Annotated in this window: 18 protein-coding genes; 2 read left to right on the top strand and 16 right to left on the bottom strand. The window is 69.5% G+C overall.

Annotation, left to right across the window (positions count from 1 at the left end; all coding sequences use genetic code 11):
- Positions 1–54: 54 nt before the first annotated feature.
- Both LuPra_RS15200 and LuPra_RS15195 read right to left on the bottom strand, forming a co-directional pair.
- Entirely contained in the window at positions 55–381 is a 327-nt protein-coding gene (locus tag LuPra_RS15200; protein WP_110171534.1) for a hypothetical protein, read from the bottom strand.
- Positions 378–671: a zinc-ribbon domain-containing protein gene (locus LuPra_RS15195; RefSeq protein WP_110171533.1), complete on the bottom strand. Its 294-nt coding sequence runs from the start codon at positions 669–671 to the stop codon at positions 378–380. Before LuPra_RS15195 ends, LuPra_RS15200 begins: the two co-directional genes overlap by 4 nt.
- A 294-nt stretch (positions 672–965) precedes the next feature.
- Here LuPra_RS15195 and LuPra_RS15190 point away from each other — a divergent pair, with 294 nt between their 5' ends.
- Positions 966–1,634, top strand: coding sequence for a rhomboid family intramembrane serine protease (locus tag LuPra_RS15190; protein ID WP_110171532.1), 669 nt, complete (start codon positions 966–968; stop codon positions 1,632–1,634).
- A gap of 14 nt (positions 1,635–1,648) precedes the next feature.
- Here LuPra_RS15190 and LuPra_RS15185 read toward each other — a convergent pair whose 3' ends face one another.
- The 13 genes from LuPra_RS15185 to LuPra_RS15125 form a co-directional block, all read right to left on the bottom strand.
- Positions 1,649–3,517, bottom strand: coding sequence for a sulfatase family protein (locus tag LuPra_RS15185; RefSeq protein WP_110171531.1), 1,869 nt, complete (start codon positions 3,515–3,517; stop codon positions 1,649–1,651).
- A gap of 15 nt (positions 3,518–3,532) precedes the next feature.
- On the bottom strand, positions 3,533–4,534 hold the full coding sequence (locus LuPra_RS15180; protein ID WP_157899226.1) for a hypothetical protein: 1,002 nt from the start codon (positions 4,532–4,534) through the stop codon (positions 3,533–3,535).
- Positions 4,531–6,747 (bottom strand): hypothetical protein, encoded by a 2,217-nt coding sequence (locus tag LuPra_RS15175; protein ID WP_110171529.1) that lies wholly within the window; start codon positions 6,745–6,747, stop codon positions 4,531–4,533. Before LuPra_RS15175 ends, LuPra_RS15180 begins: the two co-directional genes overlap by 4 nt.
- A 2-nt stretch (positions 6,748–6,749) precedes the next feature.
- On the bottom strand, positions 6,750–10,379 hold the full coding sequence (locus LuPra_RS15170) for a DUF4175 family protein (RefSeq protein WP_110171528.1): 3,630 nt from the start codon (positions 10,377–10,379) through the stop codon (positions 6,750–6,752).
- A complete protein-coding gene (locus tag LuPra_RS15165; protein WP_110171527.1) occupies positions 10,376–12,250 on the bottom strand; it encodes a BatA domain-containing protein in 1,875 nt (624 codons plus the stop codon). The genes LuPra_RS15170 and LuPra_RS15165 overlap by 4 nt, the downstream gene beginning before the upstream one ends.
- 2 nt (positions 12,251–12,252) lie before the next feature.
- Positions 12,253–13,161, bottom strand: coding sequence for a DUF58 domain-containing protein (locus tag LuPra_RS15160; RefSeq protein WP_110171526.1), 909 nt, complete (start codon positions 13,159–13,161; stop codon positions 12,253–12,255).
- Between the two features lie 2 nt (positions 13,162–13,163).
- The gene (locus LuPra_RS15155; protein WP_234800941.1) at positions 13,164–14,192 is read right to left on the bottom strand and encodes an AAA family ATPase; all 1,029 of its coding nucleotides are present in this window, start codon (positions 14,190–14,192) and stop codon (positions 13,164–13,166) included.
- Positions 14,193–14,334: 142 nt separating this feature from the next.
- A complete protein-coding gene (locus LuPra_RS15150; RefSeq protein ID WP_110171525.1) occupies positions 14,335–15,150 on the bottom strand; it encodes a DUF4159 domain-containing protein in 816 nt (271 codons plus the stop codon).
- The gene (locus tag LuPra_RS15145; RefSeq protein ID WP_162271408.1) at positions 15,147–17,768 is read right to left on the bottom strand and encodes a tetratricopeptide repeat protein; all 2,622 of its coding nucleotides are present in this window, start codon (positions 17,766–17,768) and stop codon (positions 15,147–15,149) included. Before LuPra_RS15145 ends, LuPra_RS15150 begins: the two co-directional genes overlap by 4 nt.
- 126 nt (positions 17,769–17,894) lie before the next feature.
- A complete protein-coding gene (locus LuPra_RS15140; RefSeq protein WP_110171523.1) occupies positions 17,895–19,370 on the bottom strand; it encodes a mannosyltransferase family protein in 1,476 nt (491 codons plus the stop codon).
- Positions 19,367–19,894 (bottom strand): isoprenylcysteine carboxylmethyltransferase family protein, encoded by a 528-nt coding sequence (locus tag LuPra_RS15135; protein WP_157899225.1) that lies wholly within the window; start codon positions 19,892–19,894, stop codon positions 19,367–19,369. The genes LuPra_RS15140 and LuPra_RS15135 overlap by 4 nt, the downstream gene beginning before the upstream one ends.
- Entirely contained in the window at positions 19,891–21,048 is a 1,158-nt protein-coding gene (locus tag LuPra_RS15130; protein ID WP_157899224.1) for an NAD(P)/FAD-dependent oxidoreductase, read from the bottom strand. The genes LuPra_RS15135 and LuPra_RS15130 overlap by 4 nt, the downstream gene beginning before the upstream one ends.
- A 151-nt stretch (positions 21,049–21,199) precedes the next feature.
- Positions 21,200–22,540, bottom strand: coding sequence for a beta-ketoacyl-[acyl-carrier-protein] synthase family protein (locus tag LuPra_RS15125; RefSeq protein ID WP_234800900.1), 1,341 nt, complete (start codon positions 22,538–22,540; stop codon positions 21,200–21,202).
- Here LuPra_RS15125 and LuPra_RS15120 point away from each other — a divergent pair.
- Positions 22,532–23,251 (top strand): methyltransferase family protein, encoded by a 720-nt coding sequence (locus LuPra_RS15120; RefSeq protein WP_157899223.1) that lies wholly within the window; start codon positions 22,532–22,534, stop codon positions 23,249–23,251. The two genes, LuPra_RS15125 and LuPra_RS15120, sit on opposite strands and share 9 nt — an antisense overlap.
- A gap of 112 nt (positions 23,252–23,363) precedes the next feature.
- On the opposite strand, the gene LuPra_RS15115 is transcribed toward LuPra_RS15120, so the two are convergent.
- Entirely contained in the window at positions 23,364–23,882 is a 519-nt protein-coding gene (locus tag LuPra_RS15115; RefSeq protein WP_157899222.1) for a DinB family protein, read from the bottom strand.
- Between the last annotated feature and the right edge of the window lie 32 nt (positions 23,883–23,914).

The raw sequence follows: 23,914 nt of genomic DNA, 5'->3' as shown, positions 1-23,914 counted from the left end.
GCCGACGACTGTAGCCGTCGACCTTCAGGTCGACGGAATGCTCGATCACCACTCTCAGTCGTCCAGCAACCCGCTCCGGTCGACCGGGCCGTCATGCGTGTCGCCGCCACCCCTGCGTCCGGCGAGCCACACCGCGCCGGCGCCGAGCACGAACACCACCACCGCCCATCGTGTCGCTTCGATCACGCCGCCGCGCACCGTCATCCGCATCCGGTCGGGCAAGGATGCCTCGGGGCCGAGGTGCAGTTCATGACGTGCCTGGTCGAGCAGGTACTGCTTCTCGCCGCGGCTCACGAGCAGGCCGAAGATGCCGTTCCACACCAGGAACGCGGTGAACAGGCAGATGCCGTAGGCGACGAGCCGGGCGCGGCGCTGGGTCACTGTCGGATGCGCCCGCGGCCACGACGCCGCTGCAGGAGGCGCCACGCGAGGACGACGATGGCCAGCGTCATCACGGTGTAGCGCACCCATTCCGGGACGGTGTTGGTCTGGACCTGGCCGAGGAAGAATGCCGACAGGATCAGGATGATCATCGCGACGACGAGGATGATCTGCCGGCCCTTCGCGGGCGGCGGCGCGGGGGCGCGCCTGGCCTCGAAGGTCGCCTGGCCGCAGCGATAGCAGATGAGCGCCTTGTCGGCGATCTCGGTCCCACAGTTGGAGCAGATCATCGATCGGATATCACGTCGGGCACCGGGTGCCGGGTACCGGGTTCTGAGAATCAGCGTTGCATGCCGGTGCCGGGTACCGGGCACCGCTAATCGGGTTACCTGCTGGTGCCGACTTCACAGCAGTAGCCGTCGACCTTCAGGTCGACGGTCACTATGGGCAGGGCCGTCGGCCTTGGGCCTTGGAACTCGTTCTTCAATGTTCGGCGTTGCGATTCGGCCTTCAGCGTTCGGCGTTCGGCGTTCGACGTTCCCACGTCGGCCACCGGCCCCGACCCCTGAGTCTACAATGAGCCGGTGATTCCGATCCGCGACGTGATTCCGTCCCGGACCACGCCGTACGTCACGATCGGTCTGATTGTGCTGAACGTGCTGGTGTTCCTGCAGATGCCGGCCAGCGACAGCGCGTCGTTCGACCAGTTCATCCTCACCTGGGGTGTCACGCCGGCCTCCTTCCAATGGTCGTCGGTCGCGACCGCCATGTTCGTGCACGCCGGCTTCGGCCATCTTTTCAGCAACATGCTGTTCCTGTGGATTTTCGGCGACAACGTCGAGGATCGGCTGGGCCACGGCCGCTACGTGCTGTTCTACGCGCTGTGCGGCCTGGCGGCTGCCCTGCTGCAGTTGTTCTTCGAGGCCGGCTCACGCGTGCCGATGGTCGGCGCCAGCGGCGCCATCGCCGGCGTCCTCGGCGCCTACCTGGTGCTGTTCCCGCAGTCGCGCGTGCTGACGCTCGTCTTCGTCGTGTTCGTTGAAGTCCCGGCCGTCCTGCTGCTGGGCCTCTGGTTCGCGACGCAGTTGCTCAGCGGCCTGGGCACGCTCGCCGTCGTGCGGCCCGAAGACATGGGCGGTGTGGCGTTCTGGGCGCACGCCGGCGGCTTCGCCGCGGGTGCGGTGCTGGTCCTGCTCTTCCGCCGCCCCGAACGCATGCGCGTCGAGTGGTGGGACCAGGCCAACGTCAGGTAAGGACGTACCGTCGTCTACTTCTTCGCGACCGCCTTTTTCAGCCGACCGACATACTCCTGTTCCCGGAGCGGCACATCCTTGCCCGGCTCGGCCACGACGGCCGCCTCTGCGCGTATCGGGTCGGCGAGTGGCCCGAGCGCAACGATGACGTCAAGGGCGAGCATCGCCGCGTGGTTGCCGTCGCGCCGGTAGTCCGCCGTGGCGAGCAACGTCGCCAGCGAGTCGCGACGCTGCACGGGGTCACCGTACCGAGCCAACGCATCGGCCGCCGCCACCCTCGGCCCTGGGTCGCGGTCGGCCAGCAGCGCCTGTAGCGGTGCCGCCGCCACGCGCACCGCGCCGGCACCGATCAGGCGCAACCCGAGCGCGCTCCAATAGCGGACGGCCGGATCGGCGTCGGCCAGGCCCGCCTGCAGGCGGGCGGCGTCCCCGGACCGGCGACGAGTCGCCATGTCCGCAGTGTCGAGAATCCGCTCGAGCGGAAGGGCCGCCGTATCCATCGCGAGTTCATACGGAGTTCGCTCACCGCGCCGGCGGTGCATGTCGGTCTCAGGCAGGAGGCCCAGGTCGCGCGTACCCAGGAGATGGGCGCGCAGGGCGGCGCGGCAGCGCGCCAGCGTCAACGCGTGAGCCGGATCCCCAGCCAGGTTACGCACCGCATCCGGATCGGTGGCGAGGTCGTACAACTCCTCGGGCGACTTCTCTTGCCAGAAGGCCTCCTGTACGGCATCGAGGCGCCCGGCATCGTGCAGGGCCTTCCACACCTGCGTGGTCGGCATCTCGAACATGTACGCGAGGTACTCACCCTGCGCCCGTTCCGGGTGGAAGTTGCGGATGTAGAGATGGCGACCGTCACGGATCGCGCGCGACATGTCCACGCGTTCGTCCATGCGGTCGCGGCCGGCAGCGAGCCAGTCGCGCGGCGGGCCGGCGTGAGGCCCCATGAACGCGCGACCCTGCATCCACTCCGGCGGGCGGATGCCCGCGACGCTCAGCATCGTCGGTGCGAGGTCGAGCAGGCTCACGAGGCGATCGCTGGCCACGCCCGGCCCGTATCCCTCCGGTGCGAGCACCCGGAAGCGCTCCGGCACGTAGACGATGAGCGGCACGTCGAGGCCCGCGGGATAGAGCCATCGCTTGCCACGCGGCAACCCGACGCCGTGATCACCCCAGTACACGACGATCGTCGACGCGGCAAGTCCGTCCTGCTCCAGTTCCTGCAGGCGAGCCGCGACTTCCGCGTCCATTTCCGAGAGCTTGTCGTAGTACTGGGCCCAGTCCCTTCGTACCTCGGGTGTGTCCGGGTGGTACGGCGGCACGCGCACCGACGCCGGATCGTGCACCGGCGTGTGCGGGCGCACCCTGATCTGGCTCTCGTGGGTCGTCACGCTGTTGAACACGGCGAAGAACGGCTGCCCGGGGCGCCGCGTGCGCCAGTGCGCGGTGCGGGACGACTCGTCCCAGACTCCGGCGGGCGTCGGGTGGTTGTAGTCCTCCTTCACGTTGTTGGTCGTGTAGTAGCCGGCCTCGCGCAGCAGGGCCGGGAACATCCGCACAGGTGCGCCGAGCGGCACTTCGCTCCGCATGTGCATGCCGCCAGTGGACTGCTGCAGGACGCCGGTGATGATCGCGGTCCGGGAAGGCGCGCATACCGGCGCCGCGGCCCACACACGCGTGAAGCGGATGCCGCGGGCGGCCAGCGCGTCCAGCGCCGGCACGGTGCTGTTGCGATCGCCGTACGCGCCGAGTTGGGGGCCGTTGTCCTCGCTCGAGAGCCACAGGATGTTCGGCCGCTCCTGCGCGCGAGCGCGCCCAGCGGACACGGCGATCAGCGCAATCACCGCGCATGCAGCGCGGCGGAGCCAGGAGACCCTCGCTGTCATGGGGCCTGTACCCCCTCAGCTCTTGATGCGGCGGCGAATGTCGCGCGAGACCCGTGCGATGTCGACGATCACGCGCTCGAGCTCGCGTTCGTAGTCGTCGGCCGGCATGAAGCCCTTCTTGCGACGGAGTTCGTCGAGTTCGGTCTCGAGCGTGTTGCGCCGGCCGATCAGCAGGGTGACGCTCGGGTCGCCCGAAGCCGTTGCGGGATCGGGATCGAGGAAGAGCCGACTGGCGAGCAGGCCGTCCTCGCCCGGTTTTGGGACGTCGCGTCCAACACCGTCGCCCGAGTCGTCGAGCAGCGCCCGCTCGACCGACAACTGCCCGCGCTGCTGGTAGTACCGCTTGGACGCCTCGGCGGCGTACGCAAACGCTTCCCACATCGAGATTCGGCCGTCCTTGTCGAGATCCGCCTCCGCGGCCTCCGGCGTGAATGCCGCGACGAAGTGCTCGCCGAAGACGGTGTCGTACTTCTGCTGCGGCGAGTCGGTCGCCGTCATGACGACCCGGTTCGGGGCGGCGAGCGCGGCGAGGAAGGGGAAACTCGCCGAGGCGGTCTGCACGAAGACGATGCGGCCGGGGATGCCCGCCAGCGCGTCGCGCCATTCACGCGACGTCAGGTCGGGCCCGACCAGGTTGAACTTGGCATCGACGCCGTCGAACGTGCCGTGGCCGAACAACACCACCAGCAGCGTGTCGGCCGTGCCCTGGGAGGCGCGGATCGCTGCAAGGGCCTGCCGCACGTTGACCGCCGTCGCGGCCTGCAGACCATCGTCGGCCTTCTCGGCAAGGACCACTGTCCGCGACGCAGGTACCGTGAAGCGCGTCGCCAGTTGCCCTACAAGGGTCTCCCGCCACTTCTTCTGCTGCTCGGCGTACTCGTCACTGCCGGCGGCGCCGGAGACAATCAACACCCGGGTCTGCGGCGGCGAAGGAACGGCATCCTGCGCGCAGAGGTGGGCGGTGCCGAGCAGCACGCCCATCACCAGCGCTCCGGTCGTCCAGACTCGTGGGTTCATCGCAGTCCCCATCGTCGGCGCAGCGCCCACTCGATGCCGAGCAGGGCGCAGATGATCATGAAACTCCACCCATTGTGCCAGACGTCACGTTCGACGAGGCGTGCAGTCGGTGACGCCGCCGCCTTGCGGATGCGATCGGACAGCCCGGCGAGGGCGCTGGTCTCGAGGAGGGCACCGCCGGTCGCCTCGCTGAGCCGGCGGAGGACGGCATCGTTGCGCCGCGGATCGACGAACTCGGGATCGTTCCCGCCGGCGAGCACCTGCGCGCTGGTCTTGCCGAGCGACTGTCCGCCGCGGCTGGCATCGACGTCGATCCGGTGTACGCCCGGCGCAAGGGTCAGCAGGCTCGCCCGATAGAGCCCCGGCTCGGTCGAGTCGAGCGACGCGGTCAAGGTACGCGCCGCGCCACCAGGTTCCTCGACCCGCACCTGGACGCCGGCGTCGCTGACCGGCTCGAATGCCGGCGTGACGACGCGCACCGCGATGGGCACGACAGTCCCGAGCGGTGGTGCCTCGACCTCGACAGACACGGGAGCAGGCGCCTGCACCGCGACCCACCGCAGCGCCTGGCGCCAGAACGTCTCGTAGGCGACATTGCCCGATGCCAGGCCCATCCGCCACCGCCAGGCCCCTTCGCCGGTGAACAGCAGCGTGCGGCCTCGTCCGGCCCGCTGCACGGCCACCAGCGGCTGCGGCTCGCCGGCCGGCCCAGACACCAGGGCCAGGACCTCGGCGCCTGGGCGCGTGCGACCCACGGCGGCCGCGGCTGCCAGCGATGGCAACGCGTTCCACGGCGACGCCACGGCATCCGGACCGGGAGCCAGCTGCATCACCGGATGATCCTGTCCCGAGGACGTGAGTTCGATTCGTGTTCCCTGGCGTGAACTGGCCGCGGCCGCTGCATTGACGGCACCAGCACCACGCGCCTCGACGGCGAGGATGCGCCCGAGTTCGGTGCCGATGACGCCGCGCTCGCCGAATGATCGCGCGCCGATGATCGCCAGCCCGCCGCCACGCTGCTCGACAAACGAGAGGAGCATCGCGACCTGGTCACGCGACAGGAAATCGGCCTCGATGTTGCCGAAGACCACGGCGGCATACCGGAAGAGTTCTTCACGCGTCCGCGGGAATCCGTTCACGAGTGCGGCGGTCCGCGACGCGGCGCCTTGCACGTAGAAGGTCGGCTCGCCGCGATCGCTGCGTCCCTTGCGGACGATGACGTCGACGTCGAGGCCGGTATCGTTCTTGAGCGTGCGCGTGAGGAAACTGTGCTCGAAGCCTGGCGCGCCTTCGACGATGAGGATCGGATGCGGCAGGCCCGGCGCCGGCACGAACACGGTCCCTCGGTTGTTGGCTGGCGTCAGTTCCGCGGTGGCCTCCGCCATCTCCACCGTGTAGACGGTCGCGGCCGTACGCGACGGCGACACGCGAAAGCGTTCACGGACCGGTTGGCTGTTGCCTGGCAGGCGCACCTGTCGGATGTCGAGCGGTCGCCCGTTCTCGAGCAGGCGGACGTCGACGGTGTCGCGTGCGCCATGTGAGACCAGGTTGGCGGTGACTTCGGCAAAGGAGTCGACGACCGAGACGTCGCTGACCGCCACGTCTCGCACCTCGCGGTCCACCACGCCACCGGACGCCCCGACGCCAATCGCAAACACCGGTAGCGCGCCCGGCACTGCCGGCACCGGCGTCGATGCCGCGCCGTCGCTGACGAGCACCATGCCGACAAACTCGCCCGCCGCGGCACGCTCGGTCATCGCGGTGACGGCGCCGCCGAGGTCGGACCCCCGGCCGTTGCCGGTGAGCGCGTCCTCGGAGGGCACCTCGCGCAGCGTGTCGGAGATCGCAAAGACACGGAGATCGAAGTCTCCCTCCAGCAGCGGCCGCAGCCGCCCGGCCACGAGCTGCCGCGCCCGCTGCAGCCGCGTCTCGATGCCCTGCGCATCCGGCAACTGCATGCTGCGCGAGTCGTCGACGACGATGGCGACGGCTCGCCCGGTGGCAGCAGCGGCCGGGATCAACCTGACCGGGCGCAGCAGGATCAGCGCCACGACCACGAGCGTGACGACTCGGAGGGCGACGAGTAGCGCCCATCGCGGCGCGGATATCCTGGCCCGCGCCGATCGGTAGACCGCCAGCGCGAGCAACAGGATGGCCACCCCGCCCAGGGCCCAGGCCCAGGCGGGTGGTGCGTACGCGAACCGGATGTCCAATGTCAGCGAGACTCCGGCCGTCGGCTCAGCGACTGGTAGTAGCGGACGACGGACTCGGTGTAGCGGTCCGGTACCTTGTCGCGCAGCGGCGCCTGCACGCGCTCGGCGGCCTCACGCTCGGCCAGGCGCTGCGCGAGGGTCGCCTCGTAGCGATCCATGGCATTGGCGATACCCTTGCGCAGCGAGTCCCACCGGGCGAAGTCCTGCTTGAAGGCCTCCGTGCCGGGGGCCGATCGGCTGAACTCCTGGCTTTCCGGCGTCGCCAGCCGGCCGCCGCGATCGGCACCGCCCGCGTTGCTGCCCTGCACCATGCGGGCCGCGTCCTGGAGTTCGCGCGCGTATTCCTGTTGCAGCTGCCGCAGTTCCTCCAGCGTGTCGCCGCGTCCCTGTCCGTCACCCTGACCCTGGCTGGAACCACGACTGCCTGCCTGCGAGGCACCCTGATCGCCAGGCTGTCCACGCTGTGCGGTCGAGGACTGTCCACGCGTGCCGTCCTTGCCACTCGCCTGGCCCTGCTGTCCACCCTCGCTGCCGGGCGCATGGGCGTCGCGCTCGGCCTGCTGCGCCAACGCCGCGATGCGATCCTCGAGTGACTTCAACCGATCGCGAAGGTCGCGCGTGTCCGAGAGCCGCTCGGAGAGCGCCTGCGCCTCGCCGCTGCCACGCCCGCTGGCCTGCCCGGCGAGCGACGACACGCGATCGAGCACGCGGGCCGCGTCGCGCTGCTGCGCCGCGATGTCGGTGCCCTGCGGCGTGCCGCCCTCGCGCAACTGCCGCGCCGCCCCCTGCAGCTGCTCGGTCGTCTTGCCTCGCTGAAGTTCGCGCGCGGCCTGGCCGAGCGGATCGCGCACCGGATCGGCACCGCGAGCGAGCTCTCGGACCTGCCGCTCGAGTGACGCCACGCGATCGGCGATGCGTCCCTGTTCTCCCGCAAGCTGGCGACGACGCTCGTTGGCCGACGCCCCACTCTGCGGCTGCGCGAGTTCCCCCGCCTGGGCCGCCAGTTGTCGCTGCGCCTCGGCGAGTTCGCGCGCTTCGAGCTGAACGTCGCCGGCGGCGCGCTGCCGCTCGCCGGGAGTGCCGGCCTGCAGCGCACGCTCCGCGTCACGCAACGTCTGGGCCGACCGCGACCCGCGCTGCGCCGCCTGGTCGGGCGACTGCTGCTGGAGTTGCGAAGCCTCGCCCATCTGCTGGGCCGCTTCCCGGAGGCGATCGCGTGAGGCGGCCGACGCACCACCCTGCGACTGTCCGCCACCCTGCGACTGCCCACCCTGGGACTGGCCCGCCTGACCCTGCTGACCCTGCTGGCCTTCCTGCGCCTGCTGGCCCTGCTGCCCCTTTTCCCCCTGCTGGCCCTTCTGGCCCTGCTGCGACTGCTGGCCCGGCTGCTGGCCGTTCTGCATCTGCTGCGCCAGTTGCTGCGCCTCCTGCTGCAGGCGCTGCTGCTCACGGGTCAACCGATCGAGACGACGCTTGGCCTCTTCCACGCTCATCTGCGATCGCTCCCGGGCCAACTGCTGCTGCTCGCGGGCGAGGTCGTCCTGACGGCGCGCAAGCTCGCGGATCTTGTCGAGTGCCGATGCGCCCTTGGTCGACTCCTGCCGGGACTCGACGCTGTTCTGCTGCTGGTAGTTGGTCTGCTGCCGCATCAACTCCTGGTCGAACAGCGCCGAGAGGTCCTCGTTGCCGCTGCGCCCGCGGCCGCCGCCCTGTCCTGATTGCTGGCGCGCGAGCTGCCGGCGGCGAATCTCCGCCTCGGCCTTCAGGAGCTGGTTGAGCGCATCCATCTCGTGGGTGATCGCGCTACGCGTGTCCAGCTTGTCGAGTTGTGTCACGGCGCGATCCATCGCCTCGCCCGCAGCCTGCAACGGCACCGGTGGTGCCTCCGCGTCCGCGGCTTCGATGCCTCGTCTTCGTCGCGGAGCCGGCGCCGCCCCCGCGCCACCCGCCGACTGCCTCAACTTGTCGCGTACCTCCGCCTGGGCGCGGCCCACCGCCCGGATGTCCGAAGCGGATCGCCCACCGGCGGAGCGCCGCTCCAGCTTCCACGTCGCCGACACGACATCCTTCTGCGCCGCGACGAGATCGTCCATCTCGCCGCCGCCACCAGCTCCCGCCATGGCACTGCTCTGCGCGGCGGTGAACTCCTGCGCCGTCGGCTTGATCTCGAGGAAGAAAATGTCGCTGCGTGACTCGGTCGAACGCTTGCCGCGACCGATGTCGCGCGCCCTGGCGTAGTAGCTCACGAAGTCGCCTGGCTTGACGTCGAGGTCCTCGAGATACACGGTGTGCCGCCCGCTCACCGCCGTCGTCTGACCGTTGCCGCCGAGCGGCACCACTCGCTCGGGACCGCCGCGCACTGCATAGACGAGTTCGAGCGACTGCACGCCGTAGTCGTCCTCGGCGCGCGCTTCGAGTGTGACCTCCTCGAGCCGCGTCGCGCCGCGATCGCCGGCCGGACGGATGATGCGCACGTCGGGCGGCCGGTCGTCCATGACCCGCACGAAGTACTCGGTGTCCTCGCCATTGCCGACGGCGTCCGTATCCGTGAGGGCGATCCGGTACGCGCCGTCGCGCGCCACCGTGAACGCCACTTCGCCTTGCCGCTCGCCCACCACCTGCAACGGCAGCGCCCGCGCACCCTCGCCGTCGGTCGCGCGCAGTTCAGCCGCCTTGAGCGGCTTGGACGAGCGCACCTTGACGGTCACCGTAGTGCCCGCCGGCGCGTAGATGTCGCCGGTGTCTGTCTCGGTGCGCGGCTTCAATCCCGAGAACGAGGGATAGACATACGCGAGGTCGATGCCCTCGATGCGGGGACGGTCGAGCGCCTCGACGTGATACGACGCCGATCGCAACCCACCCGCCCGAACCCGGTACGCGAAGCTGCGATCGACCGACGGAATCCTGACTTCATAGCTGCCAGTTGGTGTCCGCGTGAAGGCGCCGACGGCACGCGCGCCTTCACCTTCGACGACGAGTTGCGGGGCGGCCACGTCGAGATCGCCGGGAGCACCCTCGATGACGGCAGTGATTGCCAGCGGCGTGCCCTTGACGACACGCCGATCGCCCGGCGTCACGCGCAGCATGAGCGCGGGCGGCGCCACCACGAACCGCGCGGTACGGGCCGCACGTACGGCCGTCGGCGCCGCCAGGCTCGCGGCGAGCAGGACGCCGGCCAACGCACCACCCGCCCACAAGAGGGCGCGGCGGCGGTCATCGGGGTCGACCACGCGTGCCTCGTCGAGTCGCGCCAGGGCGTCGACCGCATCGGCCTGCACGATCGAACCGAGCGGACTGAACTCGACCGCTGGATCGAGCGCACTGCGTAGTGTCGCCTCCAACTCGGGACACTGCTCTTCGACCAGGCGCGCCATGCGGTCGACGGGCGGGTGCGCATGCGCCCGTTTCTGTACCCACCACGCCGCTGCCGCGACGATGGCGGCCACGGCGACGCCTGAGAGCAGGAGCGGCCAGCGCCCGAGCGGACGCAGGCGATCGACGACGGCCCACGCCACCAGCACACCCGCGACGGCGCCGGCGGTGCGCGCAATCACGCGCGTCCAGCGGACGCGCCACCAGGCACGTGCCAGGCCATCGAGCGACTGCCGGACCGGATCCAGTACAGGACTCACGACACCACCTCCGTCGCGGGCGTCCGCCGCGCGATCAGGCTCTCCACCACCAGCGTCACGCCGAGCAGCGCGATGCCGTAGCGCCACCACCCCTGGTCATGCTCGAGCCGCGTGGCCTGCACGCGCGCCACACGCGCCTCGTCGGCGGGCGGACGGGCGATGGCCTGCTGGAACTCGTCGGTCGTGATCACCGATTGGTCGGACTCGGACACGTCCACGTTGACGGCGGCCGCCTGGCCGCGAGGACCGACGGGCCAGACCCCCGGTCGCTGGTACCGTGGGTCCTCGACGTTGGCCAACGCCACCCGCGCGCCGGCGCCATCGCCGAGCATGTACCGCGCCAGCTCGCCGACGAGCGGCACGAATGCGGCCTGGACCGGCAGGTTGTTCCACTGACGTCCGAGGTCACTGGCAAACACGAGGAGGTGGCCGTTGCCGACGCGCGCCTCCGCCAGGGCCGCGCGACCGTTGCGGAACCGGGCAATCGTCGACGCCGTCCCGGAGACGGTCATGTCGCACGCCTGCGAAATCGTCGTCCGGGCTAGATCCTGGCGCGCCTCGCCAAGGCCTGCGAGCAGCGGGTGCCGCGGATCCTGCGCCACCAGGCCTCCCGGCGATGAGACCGGCGCGTCGCCGCCCGCCAGCGTGATGCCGAAGGGGCGCGTCACCACGTCCACCACGCGCGCGTCGAGCGCCGGACCGCACGCCACCACCACGCGCCCGCCGTCGCGCACGAACTGCTCGAGGGCCACGACCGCTCGACGGTCGACTCCGGTTGCCGACACCCAGAAGACGAGGTCCGCCGAGCGGAGCGACTCCCGCGCCAGCGCCGCCGTTCCCGATACGATACGCACGGCGTACGAGCTGCCGGGTTCAGTGCCGAGTGCCCCGAACGCCCGCTCGACAAACAGCGCCCGCGACCGCTCGACGTCGTCGCCGACGATCACCTGCACGGTGGTTGCGGCCTGATCGCGAAGCACGGCATGCCGCTCGTCATCGGCTGGAAATCCCACGGTGTCGGCGATGCGTGCCACATACGCTCCACCCGCGTGCAGCCCCGGAAACACGACATCGCGACTGACACCGGCATCCAGCGCGAACGCCTGCGTTGCCGGCGCACCGCCTTCACGCACCAGCGAGACGCTGCCCCGCGCAGGTACTTGCCCGGCATTGCTGATGACCACCCGCGCCTGCTCGCGGGTCACCACGAGATCGCGGACGAGGACGTTGTCCACCCGCGCGCCAACGCCGAGGACGTCGAGCCTGACGTTGTCGGGAAGGCTCGTCGTCCCGCGTGCCCATCCGCGCGCCTGCAGGTCGGTGACGAGGACGACGCGTCCCGGACGTCCGTCGAACAGTCCGCGCGCGGCCTCGAGCGGGCCGGCGTAGCGCGTCGCGCCGGGCCCGGCCTGCAGCCCGGCCAGCTGCACCCGCACGGCGCCGTGATCGGTCGTCGGCTCGGCGAGCACGGTGGCACGATCGGCGAAGCTCACGAGGCCCACGGGGGTGTCACCGGAGAGATCGGCGAGCGCCTGCGTGGCCGCCTGGCGCGCCGCCTCGAGCCGCCCCGGCGCGCCCATGCTGTACGACACGTCGACGGCGAGCACCACCGGTGGCTGGGTCTTCGATTCGACGCGCAGGTAAGGCCGCGCGAACGCCAACGCCAGCAGCGCGAGCGCCGCGATCCGCAGCAACAGCAGCCACGGATCCTGGATCTTGCGTCGCTCCTGACGCTCGATGGTGCGCTTCTGCAGGAAACGCACGGCCGTGAATGGCACCGGCGGCGCGATCTCGCGCCGGAAGAGGTGCAGCACGATCGGCACGGCGACGGCCGCCAGACCTGCCAGGAAGATCGGCGCGAGGAACCCCATGGCTACAAGGTCCTCCCGCGGGTGCCGAGCCACCCGAGCAATGTCGCGTCCAGAGGCGCGCTCGTGTTCGCCAGCTGATAGTCGATGCCGGCACCGCGCAGGTCGGCGACGTAGCCGTTACGCCACGCGCCTACGGCATCGAGGTACGACTGGCGGGCGGAAGGACCATGCGTCAGGATCTCCTCACCCGTCTCGACATCGCGGAACGTCCCGGCATGCTCGAACGGAAACGTGAGTTCCGCATCGTCCAGGACATGGAAGACGACGACTTCCATGCCGCGGGCCCGCAACAAACGCAGCCCGTCGACGACGCGGCTCGCATCGTCGAGCAGGTCCGAGCAGACGACGATGAGGCCGCGGCGGCGCAGCCTGTCGTGGATCTGCTTCAAGGCCCTGGCCGTGTCCGATGTCGCGCCCGGCGTCGCGTGATCCAGGGCGATCAGGAGGCGCGTCAGCTGGCCGGCCTTGACCGCGGACGGCACGTAGTCGCGCAACTGGTCGTCGTACAGCCCGAGGCCCACGGCATCACGCTGGCCGGTCAGCAAATAGGCAAGCGCCGCCGTCAGGCACTGGGCGTACTGCAGCTTGGTCATGCCGGTGCCGCTGCCGTAGGCCATCGAGGCGCTCGTGTCGACCAGCAGCTGCACCTCGACGTTCGTGTCGTGCTCGAACTTCTTGACGTAGTGGCGATCGCTGCGCGCGTAGACCTTCCAGTCCACCGTGCTCGGGTCGTCGCCCGGCATGTACTGGCGGTATTCGGCGAACTCGACGCTCGACCCGCGGAAGGGACTGCGGTGCAGCCCGAGCAGCAACCCCTCGACGATCGTTCGGGCCTTGAGTTCGAGCGTGGCAAGGCCCGCCACCACCTCCGGCGACAGGAACCGCGACGGGCCTGGCGCGGTCTGGGCCATCGTCAGACGAGCCCGCTCGAAGGTGGCGTGATGCGCTCGAGGAGCCGCGCGACCACGGCGTCCGTGGTGAGGCCTTCCGACTCGGCCTGGAAGTTGATGAGGACGCGGTGACGGAAGACCGGTGCGGCCAGGGTGCGGATGTCGTCAGGCGTGACGAAGGCCCGACCCAGCGTGAGCGCGCGGGCCTTGGCACCGAGCACGAGGGCCTGCGAGGCACGCAGGCCTGCTCCCCACTTCACGTACTTCTTCACGAAGTCGGGCACGTCGGGCTGCGTCGGCCGGGTCGCGGCCGACAACCGTACCGCGTAGCGCGCCACGTCCTCGGCGACGACGACGTGCCGCACCAGTTGCTGAATCTGCAGGATGTCGTCGCGAGACAGGACACGGTTCGGCGTCTCGTGCCGCACCCCGGTCGTCTGCGTCACCACCTTCACCTCGTCGTCTTCCGGGAGGTAGGTCATGACGATGTTGAAGAGGAAGCGATCGAGCTGGGCTTCGGGCAGCGGGTACGTGCCTTCGAGCTCGATCGGGTTCTGCGTGGCGAGCACGAAGAACGGCGGCTCGAGGGCATAGCTGCGGCCTGCCGCCGTGACGTGCCCCTCCTGCATGGCTTCGAGCAGCGCGGCCTGGGTCTTGGGTGGCGTGCGGTTGATCTCGTCGGCGAGCAGCAACTGGGTGAAGACAGGCCCGCGCACGAAGCGCAAAGCGCGAATGCCGTCGGTCTCGTCGAGGACCTCGGTGCCGGTGATGTCGGACGGCATCAGGTCGGGCGTGAACTGGATGCGGCGAAAGCCGAGGTCCAGGATCTGCGCCAGCGTCCGGACGAGGAGCGTCTTGGCGAGGCCGGGTACGCCGGTCAGCAGGCAATGCCCGCCCGAGAACAAGGCCGCCAGCACGAGGTCGACCGAGGCCTCCTGGCCGACGACCACTTTGCGCAATTCGGTAAGAACGCGGTTGCGGCTGTCGGCCACCCGAGCCACGAGCGCCCGCGCTTCGTCGGCGCCGAGGGGCTGCAACTTCTGCTGCGCGATTTCGTTCACTCGATCCTCGTGTCCTGGCCTTTGTCGGTCGTCGTGCCTCGTACGCGCCCGGTAGGGCCCGCTCTGCGAGCGGGCCGCCTACTCGTCGTCGGCGAGGCGATCGGCCGGCTCGGAGAGCCGGCCCTACCGGCACCTAGTGCGTCAACGTGTAGATGACCTCGTTGATCATCATCCGGTACGCCTGCGCCGTGTGTTGTATGTACCCGGGGTACTGCTCGGCGTTGGACCACTCCCAACCATCCCCCATGTCCGTGTTCCAGTTCAGGAGCACCATGGCCCGGCCGTTGTCGTCCTCGATGGCGTGCAGTTCGGCATTGATGCCACCCTTCTCCCACGTGCGCCCGGCGAAGAAGGAGCCGAGCCCGGGCACCTGGGGAAAGCCATCCATCTGGTAGAAACACGAGAAGATCGGATGCGACGCCGGCAGGGTGATCACCTTGCGCTCCGGAAACACGCGCTTCATCTCGGTCATCACGTTCTCCCACTCGAGGTCGCCGTGGAAGTCGTCCATCACCGCGGTACCGCCGCGGAGCAGGAACTCGCGAAGGATGGGCACCTCGGATTCCTTCAGGCGCAGCGTCCCGGGTTCGACGAAATAAATCCAGGGATGGTTGAACAGTTCCGGGTCCTCGATGCGGACGACCACGGGCTCGCCGACGTCGATGGCGGTGACCGACCGGATGCGGCGCGACAGATTCTGCTCGGCGGCCGGCCCGTCGATGGCCCACGAGTCGCTCCAGTACCGGGCCCGGAAAGAGGCGGCGTTGTGTGCGTCGTAGCGGATGCGCGTGAACTGCCAGCGCAACCCCGCGAAGCGCGGGTCGACGTCCTGGCCGAACTGGGCCCAGACGCCCGGGATCGCGGTCGTGGCGAGTAGCGCGAGGGACACGACACCCACACCCAGGATCGCGTAGTCGCGGAGTCGTGAGCGGCGAACCGGCACGTTCATCGCGCCTGTCCTCCACCGCTGGTCCCGCCTTCGATGATCTGCAGCAGGAGTTCCTGGGCCCGCTCGTGACGCGGCGTGGTTTCGAGTGCCTTGATGAGGTGCCGGCGGGCCTGGTCACGCTGACCGCTGCGCAGCGTCGCTTCGGCGAGCGACGTGAGCGCCTCGGCCGGGTTGGCCGGACCGGCGTCGACCGCGGCTTGCAGTTCACGAAGCGCGACGGGCACGTCCTGGCGCGCGAGGGCGAGCTCGCCGAGTGCGGTGTGCGCGGCGGCATCGAACGGGTCGATCTCGATCAGCCGCTCGGCGGCACGCTGGCGCAGCGCGCTGTCCTCGGGCGCCCTCGCCTGGGCGACCAGTTGCCGCAAAGGCTGGGCGGCGGTGTGGTCGATATCGAGCACCTTCTCCATGTACCGTCGCGCCGCAACGGCATCGTCCTGACGCAACGCGGTGGTCACGAGCAGCCGCCATGGGCTCGCGTCTCCGGTGGCGAAGGGCACCAATGTGGCCGCGCGATCCAGGACGCGGCGGGCCGCGGCGAGATCGCCGAGGCGCAGCAACGGCGCCGCCGACACCATCTGCATGCGGAAGTTGCCGGCGTGCTTGTCGGCAAAGGCGGCCCAATCAGCGGCGGTCGCGGTACGCCCCGGTAGCGTGTCGTCGATCTCGGTCAGCGCCGGTGCGACCGGGTCGTACTTCTGCTTCACGTAGGCGTCGAACTCCGGTTGCAACGTCGCCCACGTCAGCCCATAGGCGCGGGTGAGCGCCGCCTCGTCATCGAGGCCCTCGCCAAAGCTGCGCACGAAGGCGCGCAGCTTCTCGTCTCCCTGGGCCTCGACGAGGTACGCGACGAGCACGGAGGCTTCCTGGTAAGCCAGGTTGATCGTCTCGACCTTGGCAAACCCGCTATTGAGATCGGCCAACGGAAGCAGGCGGCCGGCCGCATGGGCCTGGGCGAAGAGCACCTCGGACTCGCGACCCCAGCCCTGGCGTGCGCGGGTCTCCTCGAACGTCGAAATGCCCTCGCTCAGCCAGCGCGGCAATCGGTTGCCCGACATCTGCAGCGTGATCACGTGCGCCAGTTCGTGCCACAACGTCGCTGCCCAGTTGAACGTGCCGGGCGGGCGCGCCTTCGGGGAATCCATCGTGACGACGCGGCCGAAGCAGGCACCGAGGGCGCCAATCATCCCGGGCAAGCCGGCGGTGCGGACCGCGAAGTCGTCGTGACGCGGGAAGACCTCGACGAGGATCGGGCCCTTTGGCGTGAACTGATACCGCGCGGAGAGATCGGCGAGCGCCTGTTCGGCCAGCGGCACCAGGTATGGCTGCAGCACCGCCACCTCCTGCTCGTGGAAGCGAATGGTCAGGTTCTTGGCGGGCACGGTGACGAACTTGTCGAGTGTGTCCATCAGGCTCAACAGGTTGTAGGTGACCGTATCGAACGAGTCCTTCGCGAACGCGGTATCGAGCGCCTTGCGGGCCTCGGCCTCGTCTCCGGTCCGCAGCAGGGACAGGCCGAGTGAGGCCTGGGCGCGGCTGTTCTCCGGATCGAGCGTGACGGCCTCGCGCAGGAAACGGACGGCCTCGTCGAACCGGTACATGCGGGCCACGCGCTCGCCGATGAGGCGCGGCACGTCCGGGTTGTTGGCGTGCAGCGCCAGCGCCTGCCGCGAGAAGCGCGTGACATCGGCTGGACGATCCTCGATGTGCGCCAGGGCCGCCGACAGCGCGAGGGCCTCGACGTGCCGCGGATTGACGGCCAGCACCTTCTCGAGCGCGGCACGGGCGTCGGCGCGCTTGCTCGCGTCCATCGCCTCCGAGGCCAGCAACGCCCATGCGTCGGGCTGCTCGGGATCGATGCTGATCGCCTGTCGGGCCGCGGCCTCGGCCGCAGTCGGATTGCTGTCGGCCAGCGCCCGCGCCATGCCGACGAGGGCCGGCACGTACTGCGCGTCGGCCTTCAACGCCGTCTCGTAGGACGACCGCGCTTCGGCTTCGTTGAATTTCTCGAGAAACAGATCGCCCCACCGGGCGTGGACCTGCGGGTCGTCAGGCGCGAGGTTGGCGGCGGTCTGGAAATACGAGTTGGACAGACGCACCTGGCCCAGCGCCTGCGCGGCGCGTGCCGCGCGCGCCAGGGCCGCGCCGGTCCGCTGGGCCTGCCCCGTACGGAGGAGCGTCTGCCAGATGGTCGAGGCTTCCTCGCGTCGGCCCGTGCGCGTCAGCAGGTCAGCAAGGGCAATGGCGGGTTCCCCGCCCGGCTGGCCGGCGGTCGCTTCGCGATAAAGGCGCTCGGCATCCTCGTATCGGCCGTGGCGTTCGGCGGCGCGGCCGTTCACGTAGGCCTGCGCCCAGGGTGTGTCGGCGGCCCTGGCGAGCGCCTCGTCGAACTTCCCGGCCACGAGCGGCGACTGCCACGGCGGTGCGACCTCGGTGGCCACGCCCGGCTCGGGCTGTGCCGAGCCGACTGGCGTGATGATGCGGGGAACCGTGAAGGGCGGATTCTGCGCGGCCGAGACGGCCACGGGCAGGCACACCCCGGCGACGAGGAGTCCGATGCAGTAGCTGGACCGCATCTTACGGCGGGCTGAGGATGCGCCCGTGGCGCGCCACTGCGACATCTGCGCCTGTGCCCGCATTATATGCACACGTCCCCACCCGATCCGGAGACCGCACCGCGCACCACGCGCCTGCGGGACACGCTCAGTTGGACGAAGTGAACCGCCGTTCGGATGGTGCCTTGACGCTCAATACACCTCCCGCCATGTGAAATGCAGCACGGCGAGGGCGACCTGGAGTCCGAAGCCGGCCAGCAGCACCTGCTGTAGCGCCATGCCGCGCAACCGCCAGCCCAGGTAGATGAACATCGGGAACATCGTCGCGGTCACGCGCCCCATCGACAGGAACCCGCCCATGAACAACGGCGGCAGCACCGTCACCAGCAAGAACGCCGCCCAGGCCCAGCCGAAGCGTCGCCCGATGGGCCAGCTTACCCCGACGACGAGGAGGGTCGCCGCCATGTTGAGCAACTCGACGGCGTGTTCCACACTGTACCCGTAGACCCCCATCGCCTGCAGGTCGCGCCAGCGCTGCTGCGCCAGGACGTTCACGCCGGTGAACTGCCGTCCCCACGCCCCATGGGCCTTCATCCACAGGAACCACTCCCCCGTCTGCGTATAGAGCCAGGCGGTGAACGCGAGCATCCCGAGTCCCGCGCACGCCGCGGTCGGCAGCGCCAGCGCCAGCGTCTGCCACCGGTAGTCGTCACGGCGCCAGGCGTCGAGGGCCATGAGCCCCAGCGGCACGCTCAGCAGGCACCCGTTGGGCCGCGACAGCCCCGCCACGAATCCCGCTAGCGCGGCCCAGGCCCACCGCCGCCGATGAAAGTGGTAGACCGCAGCGGTCGCGCAGAGCAGGAACAGGCCCTCGGTATAGACCGCCCCGTAGAAGAACGAGAAGGGGTATGTGGCGGCCAGAGCGACGGCGCCGATCGCCGCCTCCTCCGAGTCGGTCATGTCGCGGGCGAGACGGAACAGGTAGACGAGCCCCCAGGTGAACGCCAGCATCGACACCAGCCACCCAGCGTGCAGCAGGCGGACGTTCCGCCGCTCCGTGAAGACCTGGAACGAGTCCTCGGCCGACTCGGGTGATCCCCAGCGGGCGCCGAGCAACGCGGCACTCGCGCGCAGGGCAAGCGGGTACGCGGGAAAGAATGCGACGTTGGACTGCCTCGAGAGGTTGCCCCAGTAGCTGTAGCCCCTGTCTGCGATGCCGACGTACCAACCCGCGTCCCATCGTCCGAACAGGTTGCGGAACTCGTTGGACGACATGCGGAACGGGGGCCCGCTCTCCGGGTATCCGATCACGACGGCACCGAGGTACGAGATGTAGACCATCAGCAAGCGGGTGGTCAGCACCCACGGAAGCGCGTGCCGCAGCCCTCGGTCCGCCCGGATCTGCCGTAGTCGAGCAGCCGCGACCTGCCACCACGTGTCGCGACGCCAGAATGCGGCCCGGAGTCCGAGCAACGCGCCCAGGACCAGCGCGAGTTTCCACGGCGATTCGGCAGTGACCCGGAAATCGCCAAAGCGGACGCGAGGCCCGCCGGTCAGGATCGCTGAACCGAGCAGCACGACACTCGTCGTCACGGCGGTATCGAGCCATCGGACCCATTGCGGGCGCACGATGGGTCCCGACGTTTCAGGCTGATCGAGGACCGTCATGCGCGGGGCGCGAGCCCGAGCGCGCGTTCCTCGATCCGGATGCGCCACAGGAGGATGAAGCCGAAGGTCACGGCGAACAGGGTACCGGTGATCGGCGCCTGCATCCACAAGGCGATGCCGACGACCTCCCCGCCCACGCCGACGTAGTTGGGGTGCCGGAGCACCGCGTAGATCCCTCGTGAGACGAGCGGCGCCGCCGGCAGGACGAGGACGCGGAAGCTCCAGCGTGTGCCGAGCGTCGCGATGGCGGCGTACTTCACGGCCTTGCCGAGCAGGTAGATCGCCAGTCCGAGCGCCGCCCAACCTTGCCAGTGCGCGCCGCGCCACCAGCCCTCGAGGATGACCGCGAGGAAGCCCGTGGGATAGGCCACGCGCATCCAGCGGAAGCTCGGGTCTGGCACGATCGTCGCGCCGCGGGCCAGCAATACCCGCTCGTTGACCGACGCACGCGAGGCTTCACCGGCCATCGTGCCAAAGACCACGACGGTGGCGATCAGTGGCCAGAGCAATGGTCCGTCGGTCACGCGGCCGAGGCCACGCGTCTGTCGAGCACGGCATCGCCCGCCGTCGCGATGACGTGACGAAGCACCGCGGGCGCGAGACTTGCGCCGACCGCGCCCAGGCGGACGCCCATGGGCCATCCGACCAGCGTGCGCAGAACGCGATTGAAGCGAAGCTTGGCGCCGAACGCGACGCGCCTGGCGTGCGACAGTCGCGCCACGACCGCGGCGTCGTCACACGCCAGGGCTTCGAGCAGGACTTCTGCCGCCAGCAGTCCGCCCCGGAGCGCAATGTGTATGCCGTCACCCGTCATCGGATCGACGAAGCCGGCGGCGTCACCGGCAAGCAACAGCCCCGGCATCCCGACGGCGCGCGCGTCCACGGCCAGGGGACCCAGGGTGACCACGCCGGCTACCTGGCGCGCGTGCATGCACCGGTCCCGCAAGAGGGGGTCGCGCCGCACGACGTCCCACAATCGCGCACCCGGGTCTGGCATTCGTTCCCGCGACGAGGTGACCAGGCACAGGTTGGCGAGCCCCTCCACCGTGGGTGCGACGCCGATGTAGTGCCCGGCGCGCACGTGCATCTCGCCGAATGCCCCCAGTCGATCGACGCCCTCGGCGTACGTCCCGATCGCCCAGCGCCGCGGACGCACGGGATGGGCGATGAGGCCCAGCGCGAGCGCCAGTGGGGATCGCCGTCCATCGGCGGCGATCGTCCACCGTGCCGGCATGCGCTCGTCGCGGCCGCTCGCCAGCCGGACGCGAACCCCCTCGACACGGCCATGATCTCCCCGCAGCGGTGCCAGGACGCGCACCGGCGTGCGGACATCGACGCCGGCCCGGGCCGCCGCCTCGAGGAGTTGTGTGTCGAGGTGCCGGCGGGTCCACGCGCGACCGACAAGGCCGTGACCGTACGTGCCGCGGATGCAGACCCCTGTCACGCCGGTGACGACCATGCCGTCGAGCGGCAGGCCCTGCGCCTCGATCGGCCCTGCGAGCCCCGCCGATCGCAGCAGCGCCACGCCGCCGGGGTTGAGCGTGTCGCCGCACAACTTGTGTCGCGGAAAATTGTCTCGATCGAGCAGGATCACGCGCGCGCCGCCGCGGGCGAGACGAATGGCGGCAAATGCGCCGGCCGGGCCACCGCCCGAGATCACGACGTCGGGCATCACCATGTGTCCGCCCATCGGCATTCGCCGGCGGATGTCCGGGCCTCGGTGTGATGTGTCTGACGGCGAGAGTTCAACGTTCGACGTTCGACGTGAGGTGTCCAGCGTTCGGCGTGACGCGACAACCGTTCGGCGTTCAGCGTTCGGCGTTCAGCGTTCACTGTGCCCTTCCCATCACCACAGCGCTGTTCTTCGATCCGAATCCCAGGCAGTTGCACAGCGCCGCCTCGACCTGGATGGCTCGTCCCTGGTTGGGCAGCACGTCCATGTCGCAGGCTGGATCGAGATGCGTCACGTTGATCGTCGGTGGCAGGAAACCTCGGTCGAGGGCCAGCGCCGTGGTCACGATGCCGCAGGCGCCACTGGCTCCTTGCGGGTGACCGACCATCGACTTGGTGGACGAGCCGCACAGCCGGTCGGCGTGGCCGTCGAACACGGTCCGCACACAGCGGATCTCGATGGCGTCGTTGAGTTGGGTGGAAGTCCCGTGAAAGTTGACGTAGCCGATCGACTCTGGCGCGCGCCCGGCACGTTGCAGGGCCATCGCCATCGCACGCACGATCTGGATGCCTTCCGGATCCATCTGCACGCGATGGTACGCATCACACGTCGAGCCATAGCCTTCAATCACGGCGTAGACGTGCGCTCCGCGCGCACGCGCCCGCTCCTCGCGTTCGAGCACGTACATCCAGGCGCCCTCGCCGAGCACGAAGCCATCGCGCGTGGCGTCGAACGGCCGCGACGCCTGCTCGGGCACGTCGTTGAAGGCGGTCGAGACGACGCGCATGCGGGAGAAGCCGTAGATCATGCCTGGCGTCACGCATGCGTCGACGCCCCCGCACAACAGCACCTCGGCTTCGCCAGCGCGCAGCAGGCCGAGCGCATAGCCCGTGGCGTCGGTCGAACTCGTGCAACCTGTCGACAGGACGTGACTGATGCCGTGCAGCTGCAGGGCGATCGAGATCTCGCTCGAGAGCATGCCGCAGATGGCGATCGGGATCGCATACGGGGTGACGCGCTTCAGGCCGTCGGTGAAGAACTCGCGATACTGCTTCTCGCCGAGTTCGATACCACCGCCGCCAGTGCCGATGATGACCCCGGCGTCTGGTTCGCCCATGCGGAGGCCGGCGTCGTGCCACGCTTCACGCGCGGCGATCACGGCCGCCAGCGAGGCGCGCGAGTAGCGCCTGGCTTCGGCGCGTTCGCGAAGCACGTCGTCTCCTGCCTGCGTGTCGAGGGAAGGATGCGATTCCAGTCTCGGGGCCTGGTCGACGCAGAGTGCCGGCAGCGGCGCGGCGACCTGGCAGGCAAACTGCGACGGATCGAACTCGTCGATGCGCCGCGTGCCACTCCTGCCCTGCTTCACGTGATCCCAGTAGCATTCGCGACCAGCGCCAAACGGCGACGCCACGCCGATGCCCGAGATGGCAATGCGGGAGGGCCGCATGGGCGGCACTATACTATGCGCCCCTCGAGCTGCTTCTTTGTCATGGCCCATGACGTTCCGACGCCCATCCGCGTGCTGCAGGTCACCGGAGCCCTGCTCTTCGTGATTTCGCTCGCGACGGGAGGACACGCCTACTTCTGGCGCTTCGATGCAGTGGCGCCCGTGGGGACCTCACCGTGGGGCCCGGCCGCGATCGACATCGCGCTGTTCTCCGCGTTCGCGCTGCACCACAGCGTGCTGGCTCGCACGCGACTGAAACAGGCACTGCATGCGCTCGTCGGCATCGAGGTCGAACGTGCGGTGTACGTCATCGTGGCGAGCGTGCTGTTGCTGGCCTGCACGCGCCTGTGGGTGCCGCTGCCGGGCACGTGGTACGCGCTGTCGGGATGGGCGTGGTGGGTCGGTAGCGCCGTACAGGCCGCCGGCGTGATCGTCACGCTGCTCGCCGCGCGCACGCTGAGCCTGAAGGAACTCATGGGACTCGATCCGTCGCGCCAGGTGTCCCCGCGCGACGAGGCGAAACCGCTGGAAACGCGTGGGCTGTACCGCCTCGTGCGTCACCCCATCTACTTCGGATGGCTGCTCCTGGTCGGAGGCGCGCCGCTGATGACGTCGACGCGCCTGCTGTTTGCCGTGATCAGCGTGGCCTACCTCGTGGTTGCGATTCCGTTCGAGGAACGCTCCCTGGTTGCCAACTTCGGCTCACCGTACGAGGCCTACCGGCGGCAAGTGCGCTGGCGGATGCTGCCGGGCATCTACTGAAATGTCAAATGGCACAATTTCACAATTGCACCAACACCACCACTGGTTCGACTCCTCGGCACCTGGGAGGTTGGCGGTGGCAATGAAATTCTGAACGTCTGACCTTCTGAAATTACCCGAGGCGAAGCGCGCGGAGCCCATCCAGGTGATGCTGCGCGTGGCCAGCGATCATCCAGCCGCAGGCTCGCACCGTGATCGGATTGCCGTTGGCGACGCCACGGCGCAGGGCATCTTCGTCCGACACCGTGCGGAGCATCGCCAGCGTGGCCTGGCGTACCTGGGCGAACTCGTCGAGAGAGTCCGCGAGCGTGCGCGGCTGCCTGCGGGCCGCCTCCACCCATGCATCCTGATCGAACCCCGGCAACTCCGACGGCGCCCCACGTGCGAACCAGATCAGCCGAAACCCGAACACACGTTCGGTGTCGCAGACATGGCCGAGGATGTCGGTGACCGACCATTTGCCCGGGGCCGTCGGCGCTGCCGCCCGTGCCTCATCGAGGCCGGCAAGCAGTACACGGTACTCGTCGGGCTGCTGCTCGAGCCGAGCCAGCCATTCACCGTCGCCGATGCGCGCGATGTATCCCCCGTAGAAACCGCCGTACTCGTCCGCCCCCGGGCGTATGGTCAGCATGCGCCGATCATAGCGCCGTGCACGCGCGCGGT

The sequence above is a fragment of the Luteitalea pratensis genome (genome assembly GCF_001618865.1).
Lineage (GTDB): Bacteria > Acidobacteriota > Vicinamibacteria > Vicinamibacterales > Vicinamibacteraceae > Luteitalea > Luteitalea pratensis.
This window is presented reverse-complemented; position numbering and strand designations above follow the sequence as displayed.